This window comes from Acinetobacter calcoaceticus DSM 30006 = CIP 81.8, assembly GCF_000368965.1.
Taxonomy (GTDB): domain Bacteria; phylum Pseudomonadota; class Gammaproteobacteria; order Pseudomonadales; family Moraxellaceae; genus Acinetobacter; species Acinetobacter calcoaceticus.
Genome location: NZ_KB849784.1, coordinates 2,641 through 17,112, shown reverse-complemented (window position 1 = coordinate 17,112; position 14,472 = coordinate 2,641). Strand labels below are relative to the sequence as shown.

Genomic DNA, 14,472 nt, shown 5'->3' with positions numbered 1-14,472 from the left:
AAGTAATGCCTTTTTTACCAATTTGGCATTATGCATCATGGGTGTGCTTAAAAGGCAGCCTGTAATATTTTTTGCAATAGGAAATGGGTCCACAAATGCAAGAAGTTGCTGACGCATTGCGTCTTGACACTGAACTTTCCGCTGATAGTGCAGCGTATATTGAAGAACTTTACGAGCAGTACCTGTCTTCCCCAACCTCTGTAGCTGAGGACTGGCGCCAATATTTCGATAAATATCCAAAGGGTGACCAACCACACGGCGCTGTGCGTGAGCAATTCCTATTACTAGGACGTAATGCTAATCGTGTTCAACCTGTTGTACAAAGTACGGTAAGTACTGAGCATGAACGTCGTCAAATTGGCGTTTTACAACTTATTGCTGCTTATCGTAATCGTGGACATCAAAAAGCTAAATTAGATCCATTAGGTCTTGCTAAGCGTGAAGATATTCCTGATTTAGATCTTTCAGCACATGGTTTAACCAAATCAGATTTAGACACAGTATTCAACACAGGCAATCTTGAGATTGGCAAAAGCGAAGCAACGCTTGCTGAAATGATTGAAGCAATGGAAGCAATCTATTGTGGTTCAATCGGTGTTGAATATATGCATATCGTGGACACAAAAGAAAAACGTTGGATTCAACAGCGTCTTGAAAGTGTTCGTGGTCAGCTTAATTTTACAAATGATCAAAAGAAAGGGTTCTTGGAGCGTTTAACCGCTGCAGAAGGGCTTGAAAAATTCCTAGGTAATAAATACGTTGGTGCTAAACGCTTTGGTGTAGAAGGTGGTGAATCTTTTATTCCTATGGTGAATGAAATCATTCAACGTGCTGGTGCTGTTGGTTGTAAAGAAGTTGTTATTGGTATGCCACACCGTGGCCGTTTAAATCTTCTTGTTAATATTATGGGTAAAAACCCTGCAGACTTGTTTGGCGAGTTTGAAGGTAAGGCTATTCATAAGAAAGGTTCTGGCGACGTTAAATACCACCAAGGTTTCTCAAGTAATGTAATGACTCCAGGTGGCGAAGTTCACTTGGCATTAGCATTTAACCCATCTCACTTGGAAATCGTTGGTCCTGTAGTTGAAGGTTCTGTGCGTGCACGTCAAGTGCGTCGTAGAGACATCGGCGGTGATGATGTATTGCCAGTAATTGTTCATGGTGATGCTGCATTTGCAGGTCAAGGTGTGAACATGGAAACCTTCCAGATGTCACAAACTCGTGGCTATACGGTTGGTGGTACTGTACACATTATCGTAAACAACCAAGTTGGTTTTACAACTTCTGACCCACGTGATGCGCGTTCTACTGAATATTGTACTGACGTTGCAAAAATGATTCAGACGCCAATCTTCCATGTGAATGGCGATGATCCTGAAGCAGTAATCTTTGCTACTCAATTAGCACATGATTTCCGTCACGAATTCCGTAAAGATGTTGTGCTTGACTTGTTCTGTTACCGTCGTCGTGGTCATAACGAAGCAGATGAGCCATCTGGTACACAACCATTGATGTATCAAGTGATTGCTAAAAAAGCAACAACTCGTACACTCTATTCAGATCAGCTTGTTCAACAAAAAGTAATTGATCGTGCTGAAGCAGACCAAATGGTTGAAGATTACCGTGCAGATTTAGAAGCCGGAAACCATGTGGCAAACGCTTTAGTACTTGAACCAAATACAAAAATGTTTGTTGATTGGACACCTTATTTGGGCCATGACTATACAGACGATTGGGATACTTCATTTGACTTAAATCGCTTAAAAGAATTAGGCGAAGGCATGAGCAAACTTCCGGAAGGATTTGTTATGCAGCGTCAAGTGCAAAAAGTAATTGAAGATCGTGTGAAAATGCAAACTGGTGAAATTGCATTGAACTGGGGTGCTGCTGAAACTTTAGCTTACGCAACCTTGATTGATGAAGATTACCTTGTTCGTATTACTGGTGAAGACGTTGGGCGTGGTACATTCTCACACCGTCATGCAAAATTGCATAATCAGGTAGATGGTTCAACATATATTCCACTTTGCAATGTCAAAGAAAACCAGCCTCGTTTTGCAATTTACGATTCTTTATTATCTGAAGAAGCTGTTCTTGCATTTGAATATGGTTATGCAACTACAATTCCTAAGAGCTTAATTATTTGGGAAGCACAATTTGGTGACTTCGTAAACTGCGCTCAGGTTGTAATTGACCAGTTTATTGCTTCTGGCGAGACTAAGTGGGAACGTGTTTGTGGTTTGACAATGTTGTTACCACACGGTTTCGAAGGTCAAGGCCCAGAGCATTCGTCAGCTCGTTTAGAACGTTTCTTACAGTTATGTGCTGAAGATAACATGCAAGTGATCACTCCAACGACACCTGCACAGATTTTCCATGCATTACGTCGTCAAGCTGTACGCCCAATTCGTAAGCCATTGATCGTAATGTCACCGAAATCTTTACTTCGTCATAAACTTGCTACTTCTACTTTAGAAGAGCTTGCAAATGGTTCATTCCAGACTGTAATTGATGAAATCGATCAAATTAACAAGTCAGATGTAACTCGTCTTGTACTTTGTGGTGGTAAAGTTTATTACGACTTACTCGAAAAACGTCGTGAACAAAACTTAACTAACGTCGCAATTGTACGTATTGAACAGTTATATCCATACCCAGAACAACGTCTTGCGGAAATCTTGGCTGCATATCCAAACGTGAAAGAACTTGTTTGGACACAAGAAGAGCCGAAGAACCAAGGCGCTTGGTTATTTATCGCACCGCGTTTATACGACGATATCTTAAAATCTGGCAAACAAATCCGTATCAGTTTTGCAGGTCGTGAAGCTTCTGCTGCACCAGCTTGTGGCTCACCGTACTTGCATGCAAAACAACAAGCTCAGCTAATTAATGATGCATTGGCAATCGAAGCTGAACAATCAGGAGATTCTCAATAATGGCAACCGAAATTAAAGCACCGGTATTCCCAGAGTCTGTTGCAGATGGAACCATCTCAACTTGGCATAAAAAGGTGGGTGAACCTGTATCACGTGATGAAGTAATCTGTGATATTGAAACCGACAAAGTTGTTTTAGAAGTGGTTGCTCCTGCAGATGGTAGCTTAGTTGCAATCATTAAAGGTGAAGGCGATACAGTTCTTTCTGACGAAGTGATTGCTCAGTTTGAAGCTGGTGCTGGTGCAGCGGCTGCTCCTGCAGTAGAGCAAGCAGTTGCTCAAACTCAAGCTGGTGCAGCTCCTGTTGTTGAGCGCACTGAAGCTGTATCTGGTCAAGCTCCTGCAGTTCGTAAAGCTTTGTCTGAAACTGGTATTGCTGCTGCTGACGTACAAGGTACTGGTCGCGGTGGTCGTATCACTAAAGAAGATGTGGCAAACCATCAAACTAAACCAGCTGCTAACGTTACTCCGTTAAGCGTAGCTGTTGGTGAGCGTATCGAAAAACGCGTTCCAATGACTCGTTTACGTAAGCGTGTAGCTGAGCGTCTTCTTTCTGCAACTCAAGAAACTGCAATGTTAACTACATTTAACGAAGTTAACATGAAGCCAATCATGGAATTGCGTAAGCAATATAAAGATGCGTTTGAAAAACGCCATGGTGCTCGTTTAGGCTTCATGTCATTCTTTGTTAAAGCTGTAACTGAAGCACTTAAGCGCTATCCTGCGGTAAATGCTTCAATTGATGGCGATGATATTGTTTATCATGGTTACTATGACATCGGTGTTGCAGTATCTTCTGATCGTGGTCTTGTTGTTCCAGTATTACGTGATACTGATCGTATGAGCTATGCAGAAGTTGAAGCAGGTATTGGTGCTTATGCTGCTAAAGCGCGCGATGGTAAATTATCTATCGAAGAAATGACTGGTGGTACTTTCACTATCACTAACGGTGGTACTTTCGGTTCATTACTTTCAACTCCAATTTTGAATCAGCCGCAAACTGGTATCTTGGGTATGCACAAAATCCAAGAGCGTCCTATGGCTGTAAATGGTCAAGTTGAAATCTTGCCAATGATGTATTTAGCGCTTTCTTATGACCACCGTATGATCGATGGTAAAGAAGCAGTAGGTTTCTTGGTAGCAATCAAAGAATTGTTAGAAGAACCAGCTAAACTCATCCTTGATCTTTAATTTCTTCGAATAATATTACCGAGATAGAGTGATCCTCTATCTCGGACCATGGAGATAAACAATGTCTCAACAATTTGATCTTGTTGTTATTGGCGGTGGTCCTGGTGGTTATGAAGCTGCAATTCGTGCGGCTCAACTAGGCTTTAAAGTCGCTTGTATCGAAAAACGTATTCACAACGGTAAGCCATCTTTAGGTGGTACATGCTTAAACGTAGGTTGTATTCCTTCTAAAGCATTACTTGATTCTTCTCATCGTTATGAAGATACAGTGCATCATTTAGCTGATCACGGTATTACTACAGGTGAAGTGAATTTTGATCTTGCTAAGCTTCTTGCTCGTAAAGACAAAATTGTTGACCAATTAACTGGTGGTATCGATCAATTGCTTAAAGGCAACGGTATTGAGTGGTTAAAAGGTACTGGTAAATTACTTGCTGGTAAAAAAGTTGAGTTTGTTTCACACGAAGGTGAGACTCAAGTTTTAGAACCTAAATACGTGATTCTTGCGTCTGGTTCTGTACCTGTAAATATTCCAGTAGCTCCTGTAGATCAAGATATTATTGTTGATTCAACTGGCGCATTAAATTTCCCAGAAGTACCTAAACGTTTAGGTGTTATTGGTGCTGGTGTAATCGGTTTAGAGCTTGGTTCTGTTTGGCGTCGTCTTGGTTCTGAAGTTGTTGTATTTGAAGCAATGGATGCATTTTTACCAATGGCTGATAAAGCTTTGGCAAAAGACTACCAAAAACTTTTAACTAAGCAAGGTCTTGATATTCGTATTGGCGCTAAAGTTGCTGGTACTGAAGTTAATGGTCGCGAAGTGACTGTTAAATACACTCAAGGTGGCGAAGAAAAAACTCAGACTTTTGACAAATTAATCGTTTGTGTAGGCCGTAAAGCTTATGCAGAAGGTTTGTTGGCAGATGATTCAGGCATTAAATTGACTGAACGTGGTCTAGTTGAAGTAAACGATTACTGTGCAACTTCTGTAGAAGGTGTATATGCAATTGGTGACTTGGTTCGCGGTCCAATGCTTGCTCATAAAGCAATGGAAGAAGGTGTAATGGCTGTTGAGCGTATCCACGGTCATGCAGCTCAAGTGAACTATGACACAATCATTTCTGTTATCTATACACATCCGGAAGCGGCATGGGTTGGTTTAACTGAAGAACAAGCTAAAGAAAAAGGTCATGAAGTTAAAACTGGTCAATTCGGTTTTGCTGTAAATGGTCGTGCTTTAGCAGCGGGTGAAGGTGCTGGTTTCGTTAAGTTTGTTGCTGATGCAAAAACTGACCGTTTATTAGGTATGCATGTCATTGGACCTGCTGCATCTGATATCGTACACCAAGGTATGATCGCACTTGAATTTGTATCTTCTATTGAAGATCTTCAGTTAATGACATTTGGTCATCCAACATTCTCTGAAGTTGTTCATGAAGCTGCACTTGCTGTAGATGGTCGTGCAATTCACGCGATTCAACGTAAGCGTAAATAAAATAAAGAGCGGTTCTCCGCTCTTTTTCACATTTGATGGTGTGATTAAAAAAACATCAAGGTGATAGAGGTAGACAGCAATTTGCATATACAACATGAGAATGTTGCGCAAATTGAAGACAACAAACAAAGTTAAGTAGGTAACTAAATGAACTTACATGAGTATCAAGCTAAAGCGTTATTGAAAGAATATGGTATGCCGGTACAAGAAGGTATCTTGGCAACCAATGCAGACGAAGCAGTTGCTGCATTCGAACAGCTTGGTGGTAAATTCGCGGTAATGAAAGCGCAAGTTCATGCTGGTGGTCGCGGTAAGGCTGGTGGCGTTAAAGTTGCAAAATCTAAAGAAGATGTTATCGAATTTGCAAACAACATTATTGGTACTCGTCTTGTAACGTATCAAACTGATGCAAATGGTCAACCTGTAAACAGCATTATTGTTGCTGAAGACGTATATCCAGTTGAGCGCGAGCTTTACTTGGGCGCGGTTGTAGACCGTTCTAGCCGTCGTATTACTTTCATGGCTTCTACAGAAGGTGGTGTAGAAATCGAGAAAGTTGCAGAAGAAACTCCAGAAAAAATTATCAAAGTTGAAGTTGATCCATTAGTTGGCTTACAACCATTCCAAGCGCGTGAAGTTGCGTTTGCTTTAGGTTTGAAAGACAAGCAAATCAGCCAATTTGTTAAAATTATGGCTGCTGCTTACCAAGCATTTGTAGAAAATGACTTTGCATTATTCGAAATTAACCCACTTTCAGTTCGTGAAAATGGCGATATTTTATGTGTAGATGCAAAAGTTGGTATCGACTCTAACGCGCTTTACCGTTTACCTAAAGTTGCTGCTTTACGTGACAAATCTCAAGAGAATGAGCGTGAGTTAAAAGCATCTGAATTTGATCTTAACTATGTTGCTTTAGAAGGTAACATTGGTTGTATGGTTAACGGTGCTGGTCTTGCAATGGCAACTATGGACATCATTAAACTTTATGGTGGTCAGCCTGCAAACTTCCTTGACGTTGGTGGTGGTGCAACTAAAGAACGTGTAATCGAAGCGTTCAAAATCATCCTTGCTGATACATCTGTACAAGGTGTTTTAATCAACATCTTCGGTGGTATCGTACGTTGTGACATGATTGCTGAAGCGATTATTGCAGCGGTTCAAGAAGTAAACGTAACTGTTCCAGTTGTTGTTCGTTTAGAAGGTAACAACGCTGAATTAGGTGCTAAATTACTTGATGAATCTGGTTTGAAATTAATTTCTGCGAACGGCTTGTCTGATGCCGCAGAAAAAGTTGTAGCTGCAGTTAAAGCGTAAGGGGAGTATCAATCATGAGCGTATTAATTAATAAAGACACTAAAGTATTGGTACAAGGTTTTACTGGTAAAAACGGTACTTTCCACTCTGCACAAGCTTTAGACTACGGTACAAAAGTTGTTGGTGGTGTTACTCCAGGTAAAGGTGGTACAACTCACCTTGACTTGCCAGTATTCAACACAATGAAAGAAGCTGTACGTGAAACAAATGCAGATGCATCTGTAATCTATGTACCAGCTCCATTCGTTTTAGACTCTATCGTTGAAGCGGTTGATTCAGGTGTTGGCCTAATCGTTGTGATCACTGAAGGTGTTCCAACAATCGACATGCTTAAAGCAAAACGCTACTTAGAAACTAACGGTAACGGTACTCGTTTAGTTGGTCCTAACTGCCCAGGCGTGATCACTCCGGGTGAATGTAAGATCGGTATTATGCCTGGTCACATCCACCAACCAGGTCGTATTGGTATCATTTCACGTTCAGGTACATTGACTTATGAAGCTGTTGCTCAAACAACTAAGCTTGGTTTAGGTCAATCTACTTGTATCGGTATTGGTGGTGACCCAATCCCAGGTATGAACCAAATCGAAGCTCTTCAATTGTTCCAAGACGATCCAGATACTGATGCTATCATCATGATCGGTGAGATCGGCGGTACAGCGGAAGAAGAAGCTGCTGAATTCATCAAATCTAACGTGACTAAGCCTGTAGTAGGTTACATTGCTGGTGTAACTGCACCTAAAGGTAAGCGTATGGGTCACGCTGGTGCGATCATTTCTGGTGGTCAAGGTACTGCTGAAGAGAAATTCGCTGCATTTGAACGCGCGGGAATGGCTTACACTCGTAGCCCAGCTGAGCTTGGTTCAACAATGTTGAAAGTTTTAAAAGAGAAAGGTTTAGCTTAATCGCTTTATCCTGAATCTTAAAAAACACCGTATCTGAAAATGATGCGGTGTTTTTTTTATCTCTAAAATTAAAAGTAATTCATCAAAAATAATATTTCTAAAGAAGACAAAATAAAATGTTTAAGCAAAAAAATACGCAATGATTGGGGTGATCATTGCGTAGAACAACGAATCTGTAAAAAACAGTTTCGGTTGAAGGAGAAATGTCCTGAGGTTCATATGATGTAACCTACACAATGAATAATAGAGATAGTTAAGAAATTCTTCATCGCTATTAGCGTTAATAAGTGTTACTTCACGTTAATAGGGTAAAAGCATGTGAATAAGAAGGAATATATTAGGAATTCTAAAAAAGTGAGTCTAATGAGCCAAAAAAAAGCCCCGAAGGGCTTTTCGTTATAAATAGCATTAGAATTTAAATAACCCTAAACCGTCTTTAACTTCATCTAAGGTTTGCTGAGTGATAAGACGGCATTTATCTGTACCTTGACGTAAAACATCCATAATGTAATCAGGATCTTTAGCAAGTTCTTCACGACGTTCACGGATAGGGGTGATCAATTCTTTCAAAACACCCTCAAGACGTTTTTTAACAGTTCCATCACCTAGACCGCCGCGACGATAATGCGCTTTTAATTCTTCAACTTCTTCTTTATTTGGATCAAATGCATCTAAGTAAGTAAATACAATGTTTCCTTCAACCTGACCTGGATCTTCAATACGAAGATGATTTGGGTCGGTATACATTGCATTTACAGCTTTTTTGATGTCTTTATCAGAAGCATTTAAAACAATGGTATTGCCTAATGATTTAGACATTTTTGCCTTGCCGTCAAAACCAGGTAAACGTGCCATATTTGAAAGCAAAGCTTTACATTCAGGTAAAAGGTCTTGGCCAATTTGACGGTTTATTCGACGTACAATTTCATTGGTTTGTTCAATCATTGGAATCTGATCTTCACCCACTGGAACTACAGTCGCTTTGAAAGCAGTAATATCAGCAGCTTGTGCAACAGGGTAGCAGAGGAAACCAGCCGGAATGTCACGCTCGAAACCGCGCATTTGAATTTCAGACTTAATGGTCGGGTTACGTTCTAAGCGTGCAACCGTCACGAAGTTAAGATAGAGCATGGTGAGCTCATTCAGTGCTGGCAAGCATGATTGTACGCAAATCGTGGTTTTTGTTGGATCAATGCCTACAGCTAAATAATCTAGAGCAACTTCCAAAATATTGCGACGGACTTTATCTGGATTATCTGCATTGTCTGTTAATGCTTGAGCATCTGCTAATAAGAGATGTTGATGATGGCTATCCTGTAAACCTACACGAGAACGCAAAGAACCGACAAAATGCCCAAGATGAAGTTGTCCGGTTGGGCGGTCGCCTGTCAAAATAATTGGACGCTGATCAACATTACTCATTATTTATTCCACTGTCTTATTGGCTTAATCAGGGGTAGTAAGCCCTGCAATATAAAAGATTGGCATTATTGTACGGGAAATAAAAAAAATTCGTCAGCGATTGGGTAAACTTTTCTTAAAATAATATTGTGAATTTATTCAGTAAAATTACAGAAATTCAAAAAAATCATCTTACAATAGCGTAATAAATACAAACTTGGATAAGAAATGGCAAGTGGCTTACTTTTATTACTAGATGATATTGCAACAATTTTAGATGACGTTGCTTTAATGAGCAAAGTGGCAGCAAAGAAAACTGCCGGAGTTTTAGGTGACGATTTAGCCTTGAATGCTCAGCAAGTGACAGGCGTCCGCTCAGACCGAGAGTTACCTATCGTTTGGAAGGTGGCGAAGGGTTCATTTGTTAACAAACTCATTTTAGTACCTTTAGCACTATTAATTAGTGTGGTTGCGCCTTGGCTCATTAACCCTTTGTTAATGCTAGGTGGTTTGTTTTTATGTTATGAGGGAGTAGAAAAAGTTCTTCATACCATTATGCATAAAAAGTCTTCTACTCCAGAGGAGGCCAAAGCAGAGCTTGAAAATGAAGAATTAGACTTAGCAACATTTGAAAAAGATAAAATCAAAGGTGCTGTTCGGACAGACTTTATTTTATCTGCCGAAATCGTCGTGATTACCCTCGGTACAGTTGCTACAGCTACTTTAATGACTAAGGTAAGCGTTCTAAGTGTTATTGCAATTGTGATGACGATTGGTGTTTATGGCTTGGTTGCCATGATTGTTAAGATTGATGATCTTGGATTATATCTAACGGATCAAACGGCATCTTTTAAGCAGACTTTAGGTCGTGGCTTGCTCGCATTTGCACCTATTTTGATGAAATTACTCTCTATTGTCGGCACTATCGCGATGTTTTTGGTAGGCGGTGGGATTATTAACCATACGATTCCATTACTTCACCATCTGACTGAGAATACAGTTGATCATGTTGAGACTATACCAGCGGTAGGAAATATTATTGGCGCTTTAACACCCACACTAATTAATTTGAGAATAGGACTTGTTGCAGGTGCAATTGTTCTATTAATCGTGAGCTTAATACAAAAAATGTGGCCAAAAAAAGCATCGGGTTCATGATGCCATTCTAAAATAAGAGGGAAATTATGCGCTGGAAAGGTCGTCGAATTAGTACCAATGTTGAAGACCGTCGAGGTGGTGGCGGTGTTAGAGCAGGTGGTATCAGCATTATTGGTTTGGTTGTTGCATTTGTTGCGTGGAAGTTTTTTGGGGTTGATCCACAACAAGCTTATCAGGCAACTCAGCAGGTCACTGCATCACAACAGTCAAATGCAACTGCACCAGAAAGTTTAACAGCCGAGCAAAAAGAAGCCTCTGATTTTGTTGGAACTGTTTTGGCTGATACAGAGGATACGTGGACTCCTATATTTAAACAGTTAGGTAAAACATATACACCGCCAAGATTGGTGTTGTTTAGTGGCATGATTCAGTCAGGGTGTGGTACTGCCCAATCTGCAATGGGGCCATTTTATTGTCCGGCAGACCAGAAGGTTTATATCGATACAGAATTCTTTAAAGATATGCGTCAGCAAATGGGAATTTCTGGTGAGCAAAACCAATCTGAACTTTCCAGACAAGATCAGGCTGGCGATTTTGCTCAAGCTTATGTTGTCGCCCATGAGGTAGGGCATCATGTTCAAACCTTGCTTGGTATTTCCTCACAAGTACAACAAGCCCGTGCACAAGCAAGCCAGAGAGAAGGTAATCAATTATCTGTTCGCCAAGAATTGCAAGCCGATTGTTTAGCTGGTATTTGGGCGAGTCATAATCAGCAACGTACTCAATTTTTAGAGCAAGGTGATATAGAAGAAGCGATGGATGCTGCTCAAAAAATTGGAGATGATTATTTACAGAAGCGCTCTACTGGTCAGGTTGTTCCAGATAGCTTTACTCATGGTAGTAGTGAACAGCGAATGCACTGGTTTCAGGTCGGTTTAAAAACTGGCGATATTAACCAATGTGATACTTTTAACAATCCAGTTTAAGATTTTATAGGGTGAGTCTTGTTAAATATATTTAAGAAGCTCATCCATTTTCCTTTAGATCATAACTATAAATAATGTTAAGAAATTTAACAGAGTGATGGATTGTTCAATCAATTCGTTAAACTTGTGTTCTAGTTTTTGTTTTTAAGATTATGGCATTGTTAATGCCAGATTTTTTGTTCAGTTTGGTCGATCTAGCAAAGTTTCTTTTATTTGGTCGTTGACCCAGAAGAAGGGTATTCATGGGTAATTTTTTTCTACTACAAGCACTTACAGTGGTTTTTGCGCTCTCAATAGCCACCACGATTTTTAATAAGCGTATTTTGGGCTTTCCACAGGCTATTGGTGTACCTCTGGTTTCGGCAATTTTTGTCTTTATTTTGCAATGGGGGGCTAGTCTGTTAAATGGTAACGAATTTATTACCATCAATATCCACCATATTGAGGAAGTAGTACGCAATATCGACTTCTACGATTTTTTAATTAATGGTGTGATCTGTTTTATTCTAACTTCTTCAGCACTTAAATTTAAAATTTCTGATTTAAGAAGTTACTGGAAGCAAATCAGTATTTTGGCCACCATTGCATTAGTCATTTGCGCCGTTTTATTTGGTGGATTGCTCTATGGGTTTCAACTACTGGTTGGATATCATGTACCAATTCTGGTGCTTTTACTTTTAGGTGCAGCTTTAGGAGCAACAGACCCTATTGGTATTAAAGGTGTACTGAGTTCGATTCGTGCACCGCATCATTTGATTGTTAAGCTAGAAGGCGAGTCTCTATTTAATGATGCAATGTGTATTGCATTATTTATGACTTTGCTCAATGTTTTACAGGGCGAACATTTCTCATTGATAGCGACACTAGAAGCTTTACTCTATGAAATCGTTGTTGCGGTCGGGATTGGTTGGGCATTTGGGGTAGGGGTGTTACGTCTATTACGTGGTAAACACGAAATGGAGTCTCTGATTCTCACAACAGCTTTGCTCGCGAGTGGAGCATATTTGGTTGCTTTGTTTGCCCATGCATCAGCACCGATTGCTTGTGTAATTGGCGGTTTAATTGTTGGAAACAAATGGAAAGAAATACGAGAAGAGCGAGAGATTCAAGAAGTTAATCATTTTTGGCATACCGTAGAAGGAATCATCAACTCATTCCTGTTTACTTTAATTGGCTTAGAGTTATTTATTCTTGATTTAAACTTTAGCCTAATTTTAGGTGGTATTGTTGCATTCTTTATACTTCATATCTCTCGTTTTGCGGCCAACTTCATGGCTTTTGCCTTTTTCCCGAACATGCGGAAAATGAAAAGTTATAATGGTAGTCTAACGATTCTATCTTGGGGTGGGGTACGAGGCGGAATTTCACTTGCATTGATTTTGGCAGTGGCCAATATTCCCGCATTAAGTCCATATAGCAGTATCCTGATTGGCTATACTTTTATTAGTGTGTTGTTATCAGGCATCGTATGTGGTCTGGGTCTTCCTGCTGTGATGAATGCTTTTTATTACAATCCGAATGAAGAAACCGAAGGACTAAAAGGTCTATATCAAAGATTGTGTCATAAGATGAATCGGAGAGGCTTTCAATATATTGTAGGTGAAGATGCACTGGGTAGAGAAACGATTACCGTTTTTAATCCAGATATTCTGGTAGACCAAAAAACTGAAGATGGAATTGCAACAATGCATGACCCAAATAAGTTACAAGAAGTAAAACGATTTGAGAGTCCTGATAATTTCTAAATATTTGCAGTTTTAAATTTTATAAGATATTTAAAAATTAGGTTTTAGTGTAATAGTGAAATATTACCTAAAGCCTTTTTTTTCTATATATATCATTAATAATATATTTTATTTTATTAAGATATTAATAATTGTTATATGAATATTTTAATTAAATGACATTTCAACAAATGGTAAATAATAAAGTAAGAAATTTGTTTTATATATAAAACATTTAACGCAATTTTTCATTAAATTAAAACAAGAAAAACTTAAAGAGGACTTATATATAATTTGTATTAATTAAAATTTTTTCTATAGGTACTTTAGTATTTGTTTTTTTTATTTTAAAGTGGTTAATGTAAAAATGATCACATTACTTAATGTTTTTAAGTTGTAGGTCAAAAACTTGAAAACATTAAGTAAAAAGAATTATACATAAAATCATTTAAATCAATAATATAAAAGGAATACAGATATGCCTGAAATACAAATTATTGCCAAGGATAGTCACGACACCTTGTCAACCATCAAGGGAACTTCCGCATCGCTTACAGAAGCGTCGGTGGTATTAGTAAAAGTGGCTGCCAGTGATGTATTGGTGGTGAATAGGGAGGGAACCAATGCAGTCATTCGCCTTAAAAATGGCGAGACAATTGTTATTGAAGGCTTCTTTAGTGGAACAGCTGAGCCTAAAGATAACAGCCTGGTTTTCCAAGACGAAAATGGACAGTTAATTTGGGCAAAATTCAAAGATGCTGAAAATGATGCAGACGCCGATGCCGATGCCGATGCCGATGCCGACAGTGATGTTGAACCACAAGCACTCGTAGCTGAAGATTTACCAGCTGCTTTACCTGCAGAAGCACCACAAGAGTTAGTGTCTGATGTTATTTATCAGCCTATTTCTTCAATTGAACCATTGCTTTATCACGATGCGGGCATCAACCCATGGTTATGGGCTATCCCATTAGTTGCGGGTGGTATTATTGCCGCAGCATCAAACAGTGATAGCAATGATGACGACTCTTCAACACCTACCGACACAACACCACCAAATACAGATGGGGTAACTTTCTCAGTTAATCCTGTTACTTCAGATAATGTAATCAACTCATCAGAAGCAGCTGGTAACGTTACGATTACTGGTGTTCTTAAAAATATTCCAACAGATGCGGCGAATACAGCCGTTACAGTTGTTATTAATGGGGTGACTTATACCGCGACTGTAGACAAGGTTGCAGGTACATGGACAGTAAGCGTACCAGGTAGTGGTTTGGTTGCTGATACAGATAAAACGATTGATGCGAAAGTAACGTTTACAGATGCAGCAGGTAATAGCAGCACTGTTAACGACACACAAACATATACAGTAGATACCACAGCACCAGCAGCACCAGTGATTGATCCGGTGAACGAGACA

10 protein-coding genes are annotated in these 14,472 nt (G+C 39.5%); 9 read left to right on the top strand and 1 reads right to left on the bottom strand.

Annotated features, from left to right (window positions below; translation table 11 throughout):
- Positions 1-95: 95 nt before the first annotated feature.
- The 5 genes from F936_RS17315 to sucD all read left to right on the top strand — a co-directional run bounded on the left by F936_RS17315 (position 96) and on the right by sucD (position 7,840).
- The gene (locus tag F936_RS17315) at positions 96-2,936 is read left to right on the top strand and encodes a 2-oxoglutarate dehydrogenase E1 component (protein ID WP_004639167.1); all 2,841 of its coding nucleotides are present in this window, start codon (positions 96-98) and stop codon (positions 2,934-2,936) included.
- Positions 2,936-4,126, top strand: coding sequence for a 2-oxoglutarate dehydrogenase complex dihydrolipoyllysine-residue succinyltransferase (gene odhB, locus F936_RS17310; protein ID WP_005049848.1), 1,191 nt, complete (start codon positions 2,936-2,938; stop codon positions 4,124-4,126). The genes F936_RS17315 and odhB overlap by 1 nt, the downstream gene beginning before the upstream one ends.
- 61 nt (positions 4,127-4,187) lie before the next feature.
- Complete coding sequence (gene lpdA / locus F936_RS17305) at positions 4,188-5,621, top strand: dihydrolipoyl dehydrogenase (RefSeq protein WP_004639170.1); 1,434 nt, start codon at positions 4,188-4,190, stop codon at positions 5,619-5,621.
- Positions 5,622-5,768: 147 nt separating this feature from the next.
- Positions 5,769-6,935 carry an ADP-forming succinate--CoA ligase subunit beta gene (sucC, locus tag F936_RS17300; RefSeq protein ID WP_003655470.1) on the top strand — a complete coding sequence of 389 codons (1,167 nt, stop codon included), beginning with the start codon at positions 5,769-5,771 and terminating at the stop codon, positions 6,933-6,935.
- Between the two features lie 14 nt (positions 6,936-6,949).
- A complete protein-coding gene (gene sucD, locus F936_RS17295; RefSeq protein WP_004639173.1) occupies positions 6,950-7,840 on the top strand; it encodes a succinate--CoA ligase subunit alpha in 891 nt (296 codons plus the stop codon).
- A gap of 408 nt (positions 7,841-8,248) precedes the next feature.
- Here sucD and trpS read toward each other — a convergent pair whose 3' ends face one another.
- Positions 8,249-9,262, bottom strand: a complete 1,014-nt coding sequence (gene trpS, locus F936_RS17290; RefSeq protein ID WP_003655481.1) for a tryptophan--tRNA ligase — start codon at positions 9,260-9,262, stop codon at positions 8,249-8,251.
- 207 nt (positions 9,263-9,469) lie between these two features.
- Between trpS and F936_RS17285 the strand changes: the two genes are divergently transcribed.
- The 4 genes from F936_RS17285 to F936_RS17270 form a co-directional block, all read left to right on the top strand.
- A complete protein-coding gene (locus tag F936_RS17285) occupies positions 9,470-10,399 on the top strand; it encodes a DUF808 domain-containing protein (RefSeq protein ID WP_005049845.1) in 930 nt (309 codons plus the stop codon).
- Positions 10,400-10,425: 26 nt separating this feature from the next.
- Complete coding sequence (ypfJ, locus tag F936_RS17280) at positions 10,426-11,325, top strand: KPN_02809 family neutral zinc metallopeptidase (protein WP_003655486.1); 900 nt, start codon at positions 10,426-10,428, stop codon at positions 11,323-11,325.
- A gap of 242 nt (positions 11,326-11,567) precedes the next feature.
- On the top strand, positions 11,568-13,070 hold the full coding sequence (locus F936_RS17275; RefSeq protein WP_004639176.1) for a cation:proton antiporter: 1,503 nt from the start codon (positions 11,568-11,570) through the stop codon (positions 13,068-13,070).
- A gap of 457 nt (positions 13,071-13,527) precedes the next feature.
- On the top strand, positions 13,528-14,472 hold a 945-nt coding region (locus tag F936_RS17270; RefSeq protein WP_005049842.1), incomplete at its 3' end, for a BapA/Bap/LapF family prefix-like domain-containing protein.

What these genes read in the sequence shown, in the direction of transcription:
- F936_RS17315 (WP_004639167.1), top strand. Translation starts at nt 96, where the DNA reads ATGCAAGAAGTTGCTGACGCATTGCGTCTTGACACTGAACTTTCCGCT.
- odhB (WP_005049848.1), top strand. Translation starts at nt 2,936, where the DNA reads ATGGCAACCGAAATTAAAGCACCGGTATTCCCAGAGTCTGTTGCAGAT.
- lpdA (WP_004639170.1), top strand. Translation starts at nt 4,188, where the DNA reads ATGTCTCAACAATTTGATCTTGTTGTTATTGGCGGTGGTCCTGGTGGT.
- sucC (WP_003655470.1), top strand. Translation starts at nt 5,769, where the DNA reads ATGAACTTACATGAGTATCAAGCTAAAGCGTTATTGAAAGAATATGGT.
- sucD (WP_004639173.1), top strand. Translation starts at nt 6,950, where the DNA reads ATGAGCGTATTAATTAATAAAGACACTAAAGTATTGGTACAAGGTTTT.
- trpS (WP_003655481.1), bottom strand. Translation starts at nt 9,262, where the DNA reads ATGAGTAATGTTGATCAGCGTCCAATTATTTTGACAGGCGACCGCCCA.
- F936_RS17285 (WP_005049845.1), top strand. Translation starts at nt 9,470, where the DNA reads ATGGCAAGTGGCTTACTTTTATTACTAGATGATATTGCAACAATTTTA.
- ypfJ (WP_003655486.1), top strand. Translation starts at nt 10,426, where the DNA reads ATGCGCTGGAAAGGTCGTCGAATTAGTACCAATGTTGAAGACCGTCGA.
- F936_RS17275 (WP_004639176.1), top strand. Translation starts at nt 11,568, where the DNA reads ATGGGTAATTTTTTTCTACTACAAGCACTTACAGTGGTTTTTGCGCTC.